This is a genomic window from Pseudomonas sp. TE9122 (assembly GCF_056278925.1).
The window spans coordinates 2,330,001-2,346,128 of record NZ_JBWBQI010000001.1 but is presented as its reverse complement, the minus strand read 5'-3'; the positions used below and the strand labels follow the sequence as shown (position 1 = coordinate 2,346,128).

Below are 16,128 nucleotides of genomic sequence, written 5' to 3'. Positions count from 1 at the left end.
CTGAGCCCAGCATTGCTGGATGCCCGGGAGGCTGACCATGCTCGATTACTTCGCATTGGGTCTGTTGGTTTTTGTCGGTCTCGTGCTGTTTTACGGGATTATCGTGCTGCATGACATTCCGTACGAGATCGCCGTCCACCGCAACCACCCGCATCAGGACGCGATCCATGCCACTGGCTGGGTCAGCCTGTTCACCTTGCATGCGCTGTGGCCGTTTCTGTGGATCTGGGCGATGGCCTATCGCGAGGATCGTGGTTGGGGGTTCGGCGATGGCAAACCCATTCAGAATCACGTCAATCAACTGGAGCAGCAGGTCGTCGAGCTGCAAGCCCGGATCGAGCGGCTGGAAGCGCAGTCGCCGCTTGCGCCGCAATCTGACAGCCGGGGGATCTGAGCATGGATCTGTTGCTCATCCTCACGTATGCCGCGCTCTGCGTCGCGATTTTCAAGATCTTCCGCATTCCGCTGAACAAATGGACGGTGCCCACCGCTGTCCTGGGTGGCGTGCTGATCATCGGCGCGCTGATTTTCACCATGAACTACAACCATCCCTATTCCGAAGTGGCGCGCTCCTACTTTGTCTCGGTGCCGGTCATTCCGATCGTCAGCGGCCAGGTTATCGACGTGCCGGTAAAGGGCAACGAACCCCTGGAAAAAGGCGACGTGCTGTTCCGCATCGATCCCACGCCTTTCCAGAACCGCCTGAAATCGCTCAAGGCGCAACTGGTTGCAGCCAAGGGCGACCGCTACCGCATCACCGAACTGATCCGCCGCAACTTCGGCACCCAGCGTGAACTGGACGCGGCCATCGCCCGCACCGACGATCTGCAGGCGCAACTGGACAATGCGCAGTTCGAGCTGGACAACACCGTGGTTCGAGCACCGAGCAAAGGCTTCGTCACCCACGTTTCGCTGCGCCCGGGAATGATGGCGAGCAAGCTGCCGCTGCGCCCGTCGATGGTGTTTATTCCGCAGGAAGGTCAGTACTTCGCTGCCTGGATGCGTCAGAACAGCCTATTGCGTCTGACCGTGGGCGACGAGGCCGAAGTCGCCTTCGACGGCATTCCCGGCAAGGTCTTCGCCGGTCGGGTGAAAAGTGTGATCGGGGTGATCGCCGAGGGCCAGGTGCAACCTTCCGGTACCCTGATCAGCTACACCGGTTCGCCACCGGCCGGACGGGTGCCAGTGATCATCGAGATAACCGATCCGGCGTTCGCCGAATACAGCGCGCTCATGCCGGGCGGCGCCTACGGGCAAGCGGCGCTTTACAGTCAGCACTTTCACCACATCGGCGCGATGCGCAAAATCCTGCTGCGCATGTCCGCCTGGATGAATTACATTTTCCCCTTCCACTGATTTGACTGACTCACGAGGTTCGCACTGACTACTTACAGCACCCACCGCCTGCCACCGCTGTTGCGCCGTATCCTGCGTCCGTTACTGGACCCGTATCGGCGCTACCGTCACGCCCGACTGATCCATTCCGTGCGGGTGGCGTTGGGGTTGCTGGCGACGATTCTGCTGACCACTGGCATCAATCTGCCCCACGGCGAATGGGCGTCAGTGACCATGCTGGTGGTGATCGGCGGTTTGCAGCACCACGGCAACATCGGCAAAAAAGCCGCCGAGCGCGCCATCGGTACCTTGATCGGTGCAGGAGTCGGATTGGCACTGGTGGCGCAGCACGCCTGGCTGGGCATGCCGTGGCTGACCTACTTTTCCATGGCCGTGGTCTGTGGCTTTTTCTCGTATCACGCGATTGGCAAGGGCGGCTACACCGCCCTGCTCTCCGCCATCACGGTGTTCATCGTCGCCGGGCATGGCGACAACCCGATCACCGATGGTCTGTGGCGCGGCGTCGACATCCTGATCGGCATCGCCCTCGCCCTGGCGTTTTCCTTCGCCCTGCCGCTGTACGCGGTCTACTCGTGGCGCTACAACCTCGCCGATGCCTTGCGCGATTGCGCCACGGTGTACGGGCGCATCATCAACGGTGAAGCGGTCAGCGCCGACGAACACGTGCGGCTGATGAGCAAGCTCGGCGCGGTGATGGTGCAATTACGTTCGCTGATGCCGTCGGTGTCCAAGGAAGTGAAAATCTCCATGACCGAGCTGGACGCGATTCAGCGCAACCTGCGCATGTGCATCAGCACGCTGGAGATCCTCGGCAATATCCGCCCCAACGCAAGTGACCCGCAGGCCACGGCACATCTGCAAACGGCGCTGAAGGCCGAACACCGGCAGATTCGCGTGCAACTGATCGGCATGGCTCGCGCGTTGAAAACCGGGGCCTCGCAACGGCTGGAGCGGCCAATGGAGCTGCCAGCAGCGGACCTTGATGCGCCAGTCGCCAATACGCTCGACGGCTACCGGATGCTGACCCGGCAACTCGCGGCCAATATCAGCGAGATGCGCCAGCGCTTGGCAGCGACCGCACCGCGCTGGAACATCTGATCCTTACTGCGCCGCCAGCCGCCGGGCTTTCCAGCCCCAACCTTGTTGCATGCCGGCGGCGGCGAGCAGGATCGCCGCCACGCCTATCCATTGCAGCAATTCGAGGCGATGGCCGAAGGCGAACCAGTCAACGAAAATCGCCGCGATCGGATAAATGAACGACAGTGCGCCGGTCAATGCCGTCGGCAGCTTTTGAATCGCGCCGTAAAGCAAGACGTACATCAGACCGGTGTGCACGATCCCGAGAGTCAGCAGACTGGCCCACGCATCGACGCCCGCCGGCAACGCATCGAAATGCGCGAACGGCGCGAGCAACAACACACCGGTGCACACTTGAACCAGCGCGATCAGGTGCGGCGGCGTGCCGGTCAGGCGCTTGATGATCAGGGCGGCAATCGCGTAGAGAAACGCCGCGCCCAACGCCAGGGCAATTCCCATCAAGTAATCGTTACCCTCCTCGCCTTGCGTGCCATGGGCGCTGACGATCGCCAGCATGCCCATGAACGAAATCGCCAGCCAGAACAGCTTCTGCAGGGTGATTTTTTCGCCGAGGAACAACGCCGCCAGGCCGACCAGCATGAACGGCTGTACGTTATAGACAGCCGTGCCGATCGCAATCGAGGCGCGGGAATAGGATGCGAACAGCAGCACCCAGTTGCCGACAATCGCCATTCCACTGAGCACCGCCAGCAGAAACGTTGTGCGGGTCAGTATCCCCGGACGCAGGAATCCGAACGCGGCGCAGACCAACAGCAAGGTGCCGGCGCCGAACACGCAGCGCCAGAACACCACGTCCAGCACCGGTTGCCCGGACACCAGCACAAACCAGCCGATCGTCCCGGATATCAGCATGGCGGCGGTCATTTCCAGCGAACCGCGGCGGATTGCGTTGTCCATCATCTTCTCCTGAGGCTGTGAGCGAAGCATGGCAAAAGTATGCCAAGCGCACCTCGGGCTGCTCCAGCGCATAAAGCAGGCTAAACTTGGTTTTCGCCTTTTTTATCGAGGGTGATTCGCGCCCTTCGCCTAATCCGGAGTTTGAATGTGACTGACGATATCGATCAGATCCTTATCAGCGCGCTGACGGAAGACTCGCGTCGCTCGCTCAAAGCGCTGGCGCAGATCAGCGGCCTGTCATCGCCCAGCGTGGCCGAGCGGTTGCGGCGTCTGGAAGAACGTGGCGTGCTCAAGGGCTACACGGTAGAGATCGATCCGAGATGCTTCGGCTATCAGTTGCAGGCGATCGTCCGTGTGCGGCCGCTGCCAGGGCAACTGCAGGAGGTTGAGCGGCAGATCATGTCGATCCCGGAGTTCACCGAGTGCGACAAGGTCACCGGCGACGACTGCTTTATTGCCCGCCTGCACGTGCGCTCGATGGAGCAGCTCGATACCCTGCTCGACCGACTGAATACGTTGGCCGAAACCAACACCGCGATCGTCAAGAAGACCCCGGTCAAGCGGCGACTGCCACCGATGGCGTAGGTGTCTTTTACCAATGATCAGGGTAGATTGGGTTTTTTTGCGGCTAAGGAATGGCGCTATGAAAATTCAGGCAATACTGCTGGCCGGCATGCTGCTCGGCGGCTGTGGCACGATTCAAACAGTAGCGCGCAACGATCAGGCTGCCGTTGACGGACTCAAGCAGCAGAAAAGTTATTGCGGCGCGGTACCGAGAATCTACAGCGGCCTCGCTTATGACTTCTGCACGCTGAACGCTCCGCTGGCCTCAGGCATCGATCCCGATGATCACCGCAACGCGGCGATTCCGGTGGTGCTGGTGGACGCCGTGGTCTCCGGCGCGCTCGACACCTTGCTGCTGCCCTACACGATCTACCGTCAGCAAGTGGACGGCAGCATCGTCATCAACTGAGCAGACACCTTTGTCCAGACGATAAAAAACCCGCCGAAGCGGGTTTTTTATTGCAGCCATTACGATCAGTCGTCGCGGCTCATGATGCCGAACAGTTGCAGCAGGCTGACGAACAGGTTGTAGATCGATACATACAGGCTGATGGTCGCCATGATGTAGTTGCGCTCGCCGCCGTGGATGATCGCGCTGGTCTGGAACAGAATGCAGACCGACGAGAACAGCACGAAGCCGGCGCTGATCGCCAGTTGCAGGCCGCTGATCTGGAAGAAAAAGCTCGCCAGCGTAGCGCCCAGCAGGACAAAGAAACCGGCGGTGATGAAGCCGCCAAGGAAGCTCATGTCCTTGCGGGTGATCAGCACGTAGGCCGACAGACCACCGAACACCAGTGCGGTCATGGCGAAAGCCGAGCTGACCACTTCAGCGCCGCCCTGCATGCCCAGGTAACGGTTGAGGATCGGGCCGAGCAGGAAACCCATGAAACCGGTCAACGCGAAGGCGGATACCAGGCCCCACGCGGAATCACGGAGTTTGTTGGTGAGGAAGAACAGCCCGTAGAAGCCGATCAGCACCACGAAAATGTTCGGGTAGCCGACACGCATCTGCTGGGCTACGAAGGCCATCACACCGCTGAATGCGAGGGTCAGAGCCAAGAGACCATAAGTGTTGCGCAGGACGCGGCTAACCTCTAGCTGCTCAGCCTGCACGCTGTTATTAACTGCGTAATCCTGTTCGCGCATGGCGACACTCCTGTTGGTTTGAAACGTTCAGTCGCAAAGATCATAACAGACGCTCTGTAACAAGCCATGCAGAGAGTTTGACAGTGTGTTTCATTCAGGTATTATGGCGCCCGCAACGCAAACGGAGGTGTGGCCGAGTGGTTTAAGGCAACGGTCTTGAAAACCGTCGACTGTAACAGGTCCATGAGTTCGAATCCCATCGCCTCCGCCATCTTATGTACGACAAAGCCCTGATTATGCAGGGCTTTGTCGTTTCTGGCATTCAGGAAATTGGCTCCTCTGTCTACGGATCGTTTCCGCATCTTTTCGGGCATTTCCGCAACCCTACCCTTCTGACACCGTTAAGTGCTCAACAAAACTAAGCACAGCGCGACGGCAGCATTGAATGCTCAGTAGACCGCTTTCGGCCAAAAGCAGACGCTCGCACTCGACCGTTAACGGCCACTAGCGGGCGATGATTGTGTGTTTACCGTAATGCGACCGAGGCGCCGTTCCCATGCGTCGCCTCCTAGGGTTAAGCCTCCAGGTACGACTTAGCTCCGCTATCCAGCTCATCAAGTCACAGCGCAGGCGATTGATTGTTCTGTTTCCAAGCCCGCGGAGTTACACCTTCGGTTCGCACGAATGTTCGACAGAAGTGTGACTGGTCAGAGAAGCCACACTCCAGTGCAATGTCCGCAATTAGCAATCTCGACGTCTGAAGTAGCTGCTTGCCCCTCAAAATCCGCTGCTCTCGCATCCATTCTTTGGGTGAGACGAGAGTGCTTCTTTTAAACTGACGGGTGAAATGGCTGCGCGATAGCGCACACGCTTGTGAGATAGCTGCCACGGAGATACCTGCGTCCAAGTTATCGAGCATCACCTGCTTGGCGCGCTGGATCTGCCAAGGTTTCAAATGTCCGGTTTGTTTAGTCAAATCCTTAAGTGAGGACGCGCATGTTTCCTTTTTCATCCTGATTCCTTTTTCCCAGTAGCCGGTTGATTAGCTCAATCCAGCGGTCAGTCGATTGGGAAAAATTTAACGGAAGTCGCGTCGAGATGGGGGCGCATTTTTGCGCTGCTGGAGGCGCAAAATTGCGCATTTTCAATAGTGTTTCCAGTGCTAGCCTCTGCTTCCCGACAACTCGAATCGACGTCATTCGATCCGTCATCTGCAAGGAGAAAGCAATGGCTGCTTCACAACCGCACGGCAAAAACACCGCTTACTGGGGAGTCTCATGGGAGGAGGGCTACGGCTACCCCCAGGCCAGAAAAGTTGGAAACGAGATCTATATCTCGGGTCAGTTCAACCACGATGAGGCGGGTAATCTCGTTGCTCCCGCGCCCCTGAATAGCGAGGGCAAACCGAGCGATTTCTCATCGATAGGAGAGCAGATGCGCGTCTCCTACGACAACATCGCCAAGTTGCTCGCGCTCTATGGAGCAACCCTTAATGATGTCGTCGAAGAAACGCTCTACGTCTTGGATATGGACGCGGCATTCGCCGTGGTAGGTGATGTGCGCAAAGCCGCATATCGCACTGAGCGGCCCCAGTGCGCGAGCAATATCATCGGTGTATCCAGGTTGGCTCAACGTTCACAGCTGATTGAAATTGTCTGCAAGGCTGTCATCGGATCTAGCGCCGACTAAGAGACGCTCCCGGTTTCGCCCTGCGCAACCGGGAGATTCAGCTGCCCTTCGATCAAAGGCTTTTGATGCGCTACGGCTGCTGCACAAAAAGTCATGAATGCTTTGACTCTCCATGACTTTCGAATGTCCTGATGCGTAAGCAGCCAGAGCTCGTCCTGTAGCTCGCGCACAACTGGCCCTACGCGTGTTAACCCAGGCGTAATGTCACCCAGCATGCACGGAAGAAACCCATAACCAAGTCCTGCCGCAATGGCGACGCTCGCGGCCGCGACTGAGTCCGTACGATAAGAAATACAGTCGGCGCTGACTCTGTCTTCGACGTAGCTTTTGGCCTTCAGTCCACATAATCCTGCGGAATAGGACACCCACGGTTGGCCTTCTGCGAACGGGGCACTAGTCGCTTGTTTTATGCTGCCATAAGGCGCCCATGCGATCGAAGCGAGCTTGCGCCCGACTAGACTTTCGGCAGGTTTTTTGGTCGCTCTCACCGCTACGTCAGATTCATCGCGAGCCAGACTTAACGTCTCGTTGCCAACCAGAACCTCGATGGCAATTCCTTCATTAAGTGCCTTGAAGTCGGCGATGATCGGCGTGAGAAAATACAGCAGCAGCGAGTCGCTGGTAGTGATCCTAAGCTTTCCAAGCAGCCCTTGACCTGCCCGAGAAACCCGACGTGTAACGCTGACGATATCAAGCTCGACGCGTTCGGCGAGCGCTCTTAATTCAATACCTTCGGGCGTCAGCATGTACCCAGAGCGGCGGTGGTCAAATAAAGCGACCCCAAGTGTCTTTTCCACTTGAGCCACACGACGCGATACGGTGGATACATTAATCCCCAACCTCTTTGCAGTCGTTGCTCTATTACCGCATTCGCTTAGCGTTTTGATGATTCGCAAGTCGTCCCAAGAAAGCTGACTTACAGCATCGCTTAAATTCTGGGTGACGCCGATTGGTACGGGCGGATTGATTGAAGCTTTTTTTGATGTTGGTTTCACGCCAAGCATCCCAAACTAAGGTTGCTCATCATACGAAATGGCTGGAGGCGAACCAAGGAGTCAAGTGCACAAGCGGACTCGACCCGAGCAACCGGCCAGGATGTTCGGGTTAGATAGGGTGGCGTCAGTCGTTCGGGCGAGTATTAAGCCTTTACCATTTCCCCTGACCAACTTAGTCGTGCAGCTTTAATCACTTCATTCTAATCAGTCGAACGTCCGCTTTTGGCCGGAAGCAGACGCTTATGAATGACCGCTTTCGGCCAAAAGCGGACATAAATGAGGCATGCATATAGCAAAGGTGGTCACCGCTGCGGGCTTGCCCATGTGGGTCTTTCGTTCAAGGCGTGCTGGGCGTGTCGGCACCGGCCAGCTGAGGATTCATAGATACAAGGTGGGCAACCATGGGGGGAATGTACGTAATCAAGGGCCCGAGTTGATCGCGTCAATCGAGGTAAAGTTAGCGCAAGAAAAAATAAGAGGCCGAGCGCACGATCCGCACCGAATACATGTCTACACGACCTCTTCGCGTTTCTATGCCCTACCGCAAGGTATACCCACCATCTACCACAATATCTTGGCCGTAAATGCCACGTGCTCGCTCTGATAGAAGGAACAGAATCACATCTGCCACCGCTTCCGGCTCAAGGAACTTACCCTCTAGTAAGCGCTGATTGACCGTTTCCGCGACTGAGGACAACGTCGCATTATCCAACCCTAGTGATCGCCAGATCGGCGTAGCTGTTGGCCCTGGCGATACGACGTTCACTCTAATTCCGGCCTCAGCCTGTTCGACGGCTAAGGTTCGAGCATGCGCTGTCAGTGCTGTTTTCGACGCAATGTAGCCAGCCAAGCCTGGGAAGGCCAAAGCGGAAAGAAAAGTCCCCACAAATACTACCGAAGCGGGTCTCGCCAATTGGGCTCGCAAAGCTGAAAGCGTGTTAAGCGCACCTGCTCCGTTGATGGCCCAATTTCGCTCGAATCCCTTACTCGCCAAGCTGTCTTCAAGTACAGCGACTCCTGCATTCGGTACTAGAAAATCTACAGGCCCGATTCTGGAGACGCAGTGTGCAAGCTTCTCAAGATCCGAACTTACCGTAACATCGCCACTGACAATATGGAGGCGATCACCATGAACGTCTTTGAGTGCAGCCAGGCCGCCCCGGCCACGGGACATCGCCACTACCGTCGCTTCATAGCTTAGTAATCGTTGAACGACTGCCAGTCCGATGCCTGAACTTGCTCCGGTTACCACAGCGACACGATTGTCGAACTCACTTTTCATGTTTCAGCTCCTTGGGTATTAAACCATTTACCCATCACTGACACATTTCATGCCAACCTAAAACGTCATAAAAATCAGGGTGCAGAAGCTATACCGAGTCAATTTGACCATTATTCGTTTTAGTCGAAATGACGACAAATAGGTTTTTTTGACACGCACCAATGGCTGTGTTCTCAAGTGCGTTATAGGACTGAAAATCCGGTCGCATCGAATTTCTTTGAGAGGAAAATACCACTCCACTCTTCGTAAACACGCCCGAGTTGCTCCGCGAACTGCGGATTGACCGCCCACCGCCCCACTCTCTTGCGATCTGTTTCGGCTTTGTCGACCGGCGAGAGGAATCAGTCTTCACAAAGGCGCTGCACCTGTTATCCACCCCAGAACTATCGCGCATCGCAACTCAGTTGCCGCTTACTGTGCCAGTTTATACACCGGCTTTGGGTCGCCTTCCGCCGGGTTCACGGACAACCGGCTTGGCAACATCGGCGAACGGCAAATCGCGAATCAGAACAGCATGGCTTAGTTGAAAGGTCTTTTCTTGGCCCTGTCTGACTAGACCACGCGTGGCTACAGTGGGCTCCAACAACCCTAAACCCGCTGCGAGTGACCGCCATGAACAACCGTATTGATTACTTCAAACAGTCGCCTCAGGCTTCCAATAAGCTGGTGGAGCTGACGATGCAACTGAGTAAGAAGCCGCTACTGGCTGACCTGGCCCACCTCATAATGCTGCGGGCGTCTCAATTGAATGGCTGCGCGTTCTGCGTGGATATGCACGTGAAGGAAGCCAAGATCCATGGCGAGCGCGAATTGCGCCTCCATCACATTGCGGTCTGGCGTGAATCGCAACTGTTCTCGCCAATAGAGCGCGCGGCGCTCGCCTGGACAGAAGCCCTGACCCAACTGCCATCCCATGGTGTACCTGAAAGCCTCTACGCGGATGTGCGTGAGCAGTTTTCCGAACAGGATCTGTCGGATTTGTCGTTCCTGATTGTCGCCATCAACGGTTGGAATCGCCTCAATGTGGCCTTTCAGGCAGTCCCTGGTTCGTCGGATGAGGTGTTCGGCCTGACCAAAGCCAACCTCAACTGAGCGCACGGTTTATCAACGCGCCAAGCTGCTCGCCCTGAGCAGCGCAGGCGCAGTTGGTGAAGCTCAGCAGCAGCCCAGATTGACGCCGCGACGAAACACTCCATCGCGACAAGGGTTGCACGGCGATGCCTTTGGCCAGCAGTTGCTCAGTCAGGGCAGTGTCGACTACTCCCTCCGGCAAACGGAGTACCAAGTGCATCCCCCCTGGCGAGCGCTCCACCAGCAGTCCATTGGGTAAACTCCGCTCCAACGCTTCAATAGTCAAAGCGCGTCGTTCGCTGTAGAGCCTTCGCATGCGCTGAATGTGCCGAGTGAAATGCCCCTCGACAATGAACTCTGCGACCAGCGCTTGAGTAATCGCTGGCGAGCCTGCGGAGAATAACGCCCGACTTACACGCTCAAACGCTGCCACTTGCCCCTGAGGCACCACTAGGTAGGCAAGGCGGATACCGGGGAAAAGCACCTTGCTGAAAGTCCCGGCGTACAGCACGCGCCCGTTGCGATCCAGGCTCGCCAACGCCGGGAAGGGGCGACTGACATAGCGATACTCGCCGTCGTAATCATCCTCGACAACCCAGGCATCGCTCCGGGCCACCCAATCGAGTAACAATTGTCTCCGAGGCAAAGACAGCGCCATACACAGTGGGCTTTGATGCCCCGGCGTCACCATGACGACCTGTGCAGCCTGATGCCTGGCAATGGCCTGCTCCACATCCATACCTTCGGCATCAACTGGCACTGCCTCAAGCTCAATACCGAATTGACGAAGCACTTGGCGCGTGGTTGGGTAGCCAGGATCTTCGACCCAGGCTCGCTCCCCTGCGCGCAGCAAAGTATGTGCGATCAGCGACAGGCTACTGCGCCAGCCGCTGGTGATAAACACCTGATGGGCGCCGCAATCGATACCTCGAGACACCTGCAGATATGAGGCGATGGCGCTGCGTAAGGCAGGCAGGCCGTGCGGCGGCGGATAGTCCAGATCGCCTGAACGCATGCCTCGCAGATAACGGGCACCCAAGCGCGCCCAGATCTTGCGTGGGAACTCATCCATTGCAGGCACTCCCATCTGAAACGGCAAAAGTTGCGGTGGACGCCATAGTGCGTCTGGGGAGTTTTCAATCACCTCGCTGCTGACGGATAAAGCGGGGGCAGACAGTAGCGGCTTCTGCAATTCGGGATTGACCACGGTGCCCTTCTGCCCCAGGGCCAAGAGGTAGCCCTCGCTCGTGAGCAGCGAATAGGCCAGTTCGATGGTGCCACGAGCAACGCCGAGATCCTTGGCGAGAGCTCGCACCGAAGGCAATCGGTCACCAGGGGAAAGCGTGCCAGCGGCGATGGCGGCGAGTACTCGGTCATATAACTGACGGTACAGAGGCGAACCGGGTTGCCCATCCAAGGAGGCGAAAGGGTGCGAACAGGAAGTCATCATGGCCTAGTTCATATCTCACTTCTTGGTTCAATAAATTGAGGCAATGTTAGTTCAAGATTTGACCATCACAACCCACTAAGGCCTCTCCCATGACGTTCAATCTTCAAGACTACGTGCCCAGCGTGCTCGACTTGGCCGACACTGCCCTGCGTCCTCTAGACAGCCGCCATGACTTGAAAATCGCTTTCCCGGTAATGCAGCAATTGCGCCCCCACCTAACAAGCGAGGCCGATTTTATGAGTCGTATCGAACGAATGCGAGCCGGCGGCTATCGCCTGGTTGGAGCCTTCGAGTCATCGGCTCTCGTGGCGCTTGCAGGTTACCGCCTTCAGGAGAATCTGATTTATGGCCCATTCTTGTATGTCGATGACCTCATCACCGATGAAGCCCAGCGCGGCGGCCAGTGGGGCTCCCGGTTATTGCGAGCTCTGGAACGACTGGCTCGTGCCAGCGGTTGTGCTCGCCTTGTGCTTGACACGGGTTTGGCCAACGCGCGCGCCCAACGCTTCTACTTCCGCGAAGGCCTTTATACCGGCGCGCTGCGTTTTCAAAAACAGTTCGATACCCCATGACCGCATCACCCGTACAGGAGGCAATATCATGAACCCGTCTCAGAAGCCCCTCGCTCCTTTGCGAATCCTTCGCCTGATTGCCAGTCCCAACGGTAATGCATCTGAAAGCTTGAAACTGTCTGAGCGGATTCTGCACGCTCTGACAGTACGCGCTGGCATACGCGGGATTGAACTGACGGATATAGACCTGAACACGTTATCGCCAGTCGATGCGACTTATGCCCATGCCTTGGCCCATCCGAGCGAAATAGCTACCGAGGATCAGAAAGGTACATTGAGTCGCTCCGACCAAATGATCATCCTGTTGAATGCCTGCGATGTGCTGCTTATCGCTACTCCCATGCACAACTACAGCGTGCCCTCGCCGCTCAAGGCCTGGATTGACCACGTCGTACGCGTCGGAAAAACTTTCCTCAGCACATCAAAAGGTAAGGTTGGAACGTTATTGGATCGCCCCGTCTACGTTGCCGTAGCCACCGGCGGCTACATTAGCGGTGAGAGGGCACGGCAACCCGACTTTCTTCGTCCCTACCTATCCGCAGTGCTGAAAACCATCGGTCTCAATCAGGTGCATTACTTCACCGTTGAAGGCACAGCAAAAGGGACGGACGCGCTAAAAACGGCGCAGAAAATAGGGTACGACGATGTGCATACGTTCTTTCATGAGGAAATCGAAACTAGGACTCATGAAACAGTTGCCTGAAGCCGGTGCCCCAGACGGCCGAAGTACAAAGGTCGGCAGCGATGCCTGAAGCTGAGCCTAGCTTTTTGATTTTCGGGAGAGCTGTTCGCCCGGGTCGGCAGCCATGGGCCGCATGTCCCCCTCTTAATACCGCCTACAGAGAGGAATTGATCATGAGTCGCCTCAGTTGGTTTCAAACTTCACATGGTGCAGCCAAGTCGCTTGAAATTAATGACCCCGCCATGATCTACATACGGGAGATGCTGGAGCATGCCGACCGCCCCTACGACTTGCTTCCACCTCACCTCAAAACACCAGCGTTCTTCTACAGCTACAGGTAACAACCAAGTCTACTTTGGGGGCTATAGCATTTGAGACTGGCGGGATACTGATTGATCGGGGCCTGGCGGGATGGAGCGAGGGACGGGCGTAAGGGCAGCTGCTGGTGGCAGATGACGAAGCAGGTGGATGCTTTTCCATCAACGGCGGCGGCTTGGGTGATGATGTGGGAGCGGTGTACTACTAGGCGCCCGATATTCTGCAGTGGGAGCCATTGGGCATCGATTATACCGCCTTCTTGGAATGAGCTGTGAGCAATCGTACGGCGGCCTACTAAGAGGGCCTACGTTGGTAATCCTGGCGCAACGACATTCAGTGAGTGGGCGGAGATCAATGCGTGTCTTTCTACCCATTCCTATGGACACGAGGGGCTGAGTGGCAATAAGCGCGCAGGTTGTCAGCATGGCTGAATAGTATGATTTGAATTGCACATTAGCCGGCCAGTTGTACGCCCCGCCATCACTCCTAATTAAATTAAGCAGGCCGGCAGCGAGTCAAAGTGCGCTGGTTACGCACAGACATTTCAAAGTTGAAGCATTCACTGGACTCTTACTGAGACACTGACCACCTGCTTACGTCAGACTGACACTCCGGATAGTACGTTTGAACAATACAACACCGAGCCTTCGTTCGAGGTTTCTCTCTACCTAGCTTACAGCAGGGGGAGCCCCCCCAATGGTGGGATGCCCAAGTGCAGCTGCGCTGCTTTGCTACCTCTAAGAATTTAACCAAGACCATCAAGCTGATCTTGGCGCATAAGTCCTCCGACCTTTTGTAATTTTGTTGGCAGCAATTGTTACGAAATTGCTCTACCTGCCTAGGAACACCGCAACGCAGATCATGGGTTGATTAGTACAAAGATCCACTCGGGAGAGAAGGCGGACAAGCGAGGAAAAGGACCACTGGATTTCGTTTTTATCAATAAAGTCGCGAGCACTGGTCTAACACAGACTGCCCCTCGGATTTTGCTGCAAAATTGAAACAAAAAATTTTGGTTCGCGGGCACGGGAATCGCACTTAGCTCGTTTTGCTGATGACTTCAGCCTGTCATTAGATGCGAAGGTTAAAGAGCGACAAGAAGTGGCGTGCCGCTTTGCACATCGGACATAGCTTGGAGGGGAGAGCTCTCTGAGTCCTAATGCTTCGCTAAGGGAAATACGTGACGTACTCCCCACGCCAATTTGAGCTACACGCACCCGATCCATTTCCGGTCAAATGTAAAGAGATTGAATAAGGCGTATTCAAAGTCTAGTTGCAGCAGAAACACGGTGTTCTGCCGCGTAGCTGCTTTACTTGAAAATTATGCTGCCTGCGAGGGCCTAGGAATGAATCGAAACGACTTGCGTCGCGTGGACATGAATCTTCTGGTTATTTTCGAAACCTTAATGTTCGAAAGGAACTTGACTCGGGCTGGGGAGAAACTGTTCTTAGGCCAACCCGCCGTCAGTGCCGCTTTAGCGCGGTTGCGCGACTTGTTCGACGATCCCTTGCTAGTACGCAACGGTCGTACCTTAGAGCCGACCCAGCGAGCGCTGGCAATTCTTAAAGAGTTGCAACCAGCCATGGACACCATCTCCGGAGCTGTCAGCCGAGCTAAGGATTTTGACCCATCCACCAGCCGGGACGTATTCCGAATCGGCCTTTCCGACGATGCCGAATTCGGCCTATTTCCACCATTGATCAATCAACTTCGCGAAGAGGCGCAAAAGGTTATCGTAGTGGTACGGCGGGTTAACTTTCTGCTGATGTCGACCATGCTTGCCTCCGGAGAGATTTCCGTCGGAGTCAGTTACACCACCGAGTTGCCGGCCAACGCCAAGCGCAAGAAGCTGCGGGATCTGCGCGTCAAGATACTGCGCGGCGATAATCGTCCTGGCCCCCTGACCTTGGATGAGTATTGCGAACGACCTCACGCCCTGGTGTCGTTTTCCGGGGATTTGACCGGTGCCATCGATACCGACCTGGCACGCATCGGCCGCTCGCGGCGAGTGATGCTGGCGGTACCCCAGTTCTCAGGACTGCGTGCCTTATTAGCGGGCACGGAAATGCTAGCCGCAGTGCCGGACTACGCGGCGTGCGCGCTGATCGATGGCAGCAGCCAGTTGCGTGCTGATGACCCGCCCTTTGACATCGTGCCGTCGGAGTTGTCGATGGTCTGGAGCGGGGTCAACGATAACGATCCGGCAGAGCGTTGGTTGCGCTCATTAATTGCCCAACACATGGCGACCCCTCTGCCGGTGTATTGAGCGAATTGAAATTTGGATCGGTCTCGCGCAGGAATATCGGCATGTCTGTCATTGGCGGAATGGCCGGAATGTCGAAATACATCTGGATAACCCACCCACGGTGATAGCTGGCGTGGTTGACCACATGCATCAGCATTGCTCCGGCACTCATGGTGCCGCGTTCCCCAGACACAAACGTGAACTCGACGAGTCTATCCAGCGATGCCTCGCTCTGCCGGGCGCTCCAGTCGCTGTACCAGTGATCGATCTCCTTTTGTGCCAAGCGCAAATCAGCGAGTTCGGGATGCAGCAGATCATGTGAAGTTTCGAAGCCGTGCCCCCGGCCTTCGAGGTGAGCCTGCCAAATGCAGTCCACGACGTAAATGTGATTCAAAGTGCCGATTACGTTTTTGAACACCGACACTCGCTCTTTGCTGACTTCGCCAGGAGGCAGTGCGGCCAGGCTGTCAAAGAGGCGCTGATCGGCCCAGCATTTGTAATCGGCAAGCATGCGGGCTGTGCGTACGTTGATCATGAGATTTCCCCAATTTAAATGGGCGTAATGCCAAGCATAGCCCCCACAACGAGCGGCATCGAAGACGCTGATTATCGGTCGGCAAGCGCCAGGGAGCCAATTGGGCTAGGAGACTCGAAGCCGGAAAGCGTAAAGGCGCTGCCTGCCCCCCTCAGTCTTTGCTGATCAGGGAGCCTACCAGAGTTATACGACGAAGCTGGATCAGTTGTGGAGGGTGAGCGCCAGGTAGCGGCGACGGGATGGGCCTCTGCCGCCTGAAAAACGAGCCGTCTTGAACGGCTGCTTAT

The 16,128-nt window shown here is 56.4% G+C and carries 18 protein-coding genes, 1 tRNA gene and 1 pseudogene; 13 read left to right on the top strand and 7 right to left on the bottom strand.

Annotated elements, in window-relative coordinates:
* Nucleotides 1-37: 37 nt before the first annotated feature.
* The 3 genes from ACZ9BE_RS10715 to ACZ9BE_RS10705 are packed head-to-tail and all read left to right on the top strand — an operon-like array spanning nt 38 to nt 2,454.
* Nucleotides 38-394: a DUF3302 domain-containing protein gene (locus ACZ9BE_RS10715; RefSeq protein ID WP_150742061.1), complete on the top strand. Its 357-nt coding sequence runs from the start codon at nt 38-40 to the stop codon at nt 392-394.
* 2 nt (nt 395-396) lie between these two features.
* Nucleotides 397-1,356, top strand: a complete 960-nt coding sequence (locus ACZ9BE_RS10710; protein WP_056785734.1) for an HlyD family secretion protein — start codon at nt 397-399, stop codon at nt 1,354-1,356.
* 57 nt (nt 1,357-1,413) lie between these two features.
* Nucleotides 1,414-2,454 (top strand): FUSC family protein, encoded by a 1,041-nt coding sequence (locus tag ACZ9BE_RS10705; protein WP_041481018.1) that lies wholly within the window; start codon nt 1,414-1,416, stop codon nt 2,452-2,454.
* A gap of 3 nt (nt 2,455-2,457) precedes the next feature.
* On the opposite strand, the gene ACZ9BE_RS10700 is transcribed toward ACZ9BE_RS10705, so the two are convergent.
* Nucleotides 2,458-3,351: a DMT family transporter gene (locus tag ACZ9BE_RS10700; RefSeq protein WP_476249382.1), complete on the bottom strand. Its 894-nt coding sequence runs from the start codon at nt 3,349-3,351 to the stop codon at nt 2,458-2,460.
* Between the two features lie 147 nt (nt 3,352-3,498).
* Here ACZ9BE_RS10700 and ACZ9BE_RS10695 point away from each other — a divergent pair, with 147 nt between their 5' ends.
* On the top strand, nt 3,499-3,936 hold the full coding sequence (locus ACZ9BE_RS10695; RefSeq protein ID WP_476249381.1) for an Lrp/AsnC family transcriptional regulator: 438 nt from the start codon (nt 3,499-3,501) through the stop codon (nt 3,934-3,936).
* Between the two features lie 58 nt (nt 3,937-3,994).
* Complete coding sequence (locus tag ACZ9BE_RS10690; protein WP_130910296.1) at nt 3,995-4,324, top strand: YceK/YidQ family lipoprotein; 330 nt, start codon at nt 3,995-3,997, stop codon at nt 4,322-4,324.
* Between the two features lie 65 nt (nt 4,325-4,389).
* Here ACZ9BE_RS10690 and ACZ9BE_RS10685 read toward each other — a convergent pair whose 3' ends face one another.
* Nucleotides 4,390-5,061 (bottom strand): Bax inhibitor-1/YccA family protein, encoded by a 672-nt coding sequence (locus ACZ9BE_RS10685; protein ID WP_008006561.1) that lies wholly within the window; start codon nt 5,059-5,061, stop codon nt 4,390-4,392.
* A gap of 123 nt (nt 5,062-5,184) precedes the next feature.
* Between ACZ9BE_RS10685 and ACZ9BE_RS10680 the strand changes: the two genes are divergently transcribed.
* Nucleotides 5,185-5,272, top strand: a tRNA-Ser gene (locus tag ACZ9BE_RS10680).
* 348 nt (nt 5,273-5,620) lie between these two features.
* Here ACZ9BE_RS10680 and ACZ9BE_RS10675 read toward each other — a convergent pair.
* On the bottom strand, nt 5,621-6,013 hold the full coding sequence (locus tag ACZ9BE_RS10675; RefSeq protein WP_042609818.1) for a helix-turn-helix domain-containing protein: 393 nt from the start codon (nt 6,011-6,013) through the stop codon (nt 5,621-5,623).
* A gap of 215 nt (nt 6,014-6,228) precedes the next feature.
* Between ACZ9BE_RS10675 and ACZ9BE_RS10670 the strand changes: the two genes are divergently transcribed.
* Entirely contained in the window at nt 6,229-6,690 is a 462-nt protein-coding gene (locus ACZ9BE_RS10670; RefSeq protein WP_042609819.1) for a Rid family hydrolase, read from the top strand.
* On the opposite strand, the gene ACZ9BE_RS10665 is transcribed toward ACZ9BE_RS10670, so the two are convergent.
* On the bottom strand, nt 6,687-7,694 hold the full coding sequence (locus ACZ9BE_RS10665; protein WP_080902523.1) for a LysR family transcriptional regulator: 1,008 nt from the start codon (nt 7,692-7,694) through the stop codon (nt 6,687-6,689). The two genes, ACZ9BE_RS10670 and ACZ9BE_RS10665, sit on opposite strands and share 4 nt — an antisense overlap.
* A 529-nt stretch (nt 7,695-8,223) precedes the next feature.
* Nucleotides 8,224-8,967 (bottom strand): SDR family NAD(P)-dependent oxidoreductase, encoded by a 744-nt coding sequence (locus ACZ9BE_RS10660; RefSeq protein ID WP_064361698.1) that lies wholly within the window; start codon nt 8,965-8,967, stop codon nt 8,224-8,226.
* 612 nt (nt 8,968-9,579) lie between these two features.
* On the opposite strand from ACZ9BE_RS10660, the gene ACZ9BE_RS10655 reads away from it, so the two are divergent.
* Complete coding sequence (locus ACZ9BE_RS10655; RefSeq protein ID WP_064361697.1) at nt 9,580-10,059, top strand: carboxymuconolactone decarboxylase family protein; 480 nt, start codon at nt 9,580-9,582, stop codon at nt 10,057-10,059.
* Here the strand turns inward: ACZ9BE_RS10655 and pdxR are convergent.
* On the bottom strand, nt 10,052-11,488 hold the full coding sequence (pdxR, locus tag ACZ9BE_RS10650; RefSeq protein ID WP_122704474.1) for a MocR-like pyridoxine biosynthesis transcription factor PdxR: 1,437 nt from the start codon (nt 11,486-11,488) through the stop codon (nt 10,052-10,054). The genes ACZ9BE_RS10655 and pdxR overlap by 8 nt on opposite strands.
* Before the next feature lie 89 nt (nt 11,489-11,577).
* Here pdxR and ACZ9BE_RS10645 point away from each other — a divergent pair, with 89 nt between their 5' ends.
* The 5 genes and pseudogenes from ACZ9BE_RS10645 (at nt 11,578) to ACZ9BE_RS10625 (ending at nt 15,327) form a co-directional block, all read left to right on the top strand.
* Nucleotides 11,578-12,060, top strand: a complete 483-nt coding sequence (locus ACZ9BE_RS10645) for a GNAT family N-acetyltransferase (RefSeq protein ID WP_042609823.1) — start codon at nt 11,578-11,580, stop codon at nt 12,058-12,060.
* 28 nt (nt 12,061-12,088) lie between these two features.
* Nucleotides 12,089-12,763, top strand: a complete 675-nt coding sequence (locus ACZ9BE_RS10640; RefSeq protein WP_042609824.1) for an FMN-dependent NADH-azoreductase — start codon at nt 12,089-12,091, stop codon at nt 12,761-12,763.
* A gap of 152 nt (nt 12,764-12,915) precedes the next feature.
* The gene (locus ACZ9BE_RS10635; protein WP_155400930.1) at nt 12,916-13,083 is read left to right on the top strand and encodes a hypothetical protein; all 168 of its coding nucleotides are present in this window, start codon (nt 12,916-12,918) and stop codon (nt 13,081-13,083) included.
* A gap of 11 nt (nt 13,084-13,094) precedes the next feature.
* Nucleotides 13,095-13,268: pseudogene (locus ACZ9BE_RS10630) on the top strand (DUF2625 family protein); the annotation flags it as partial.
* 1,138 nt (nt 13,269-14,406) lie between these two features.
* Complete coding sequence (locus ACZ9BE_RS10625; RefSeq protein WP_042609825.1) at nt 14,407-15,327, top strand: LysR substrate-binding domain-containing protein; 921 nt, start codon at nt 14,407-14,409, stop codon at nt 15,325-15,327.
* Here ACZ9BE_RS10625 and ACZ9BE_RS10620 read toward each other — a convergent pair.
* Nucleotides 15,248-15,841 (bottom strand): DinB family protein, encoded by a 594-nt coding sequence (locus tag ACZ9BE_RS10620; protein WP_064361695.1) that lies wholly within the window; start codon nt 15,839-15,841, stop codon nt 15,248-15,250. The genes ACZ9BE_RS10625 and ACZ9BE_RS10620 overlap by 80 nt on opposite strands.
* Nucleotides 15,842-16,128 lie beyond the last annotated feature (287 nt).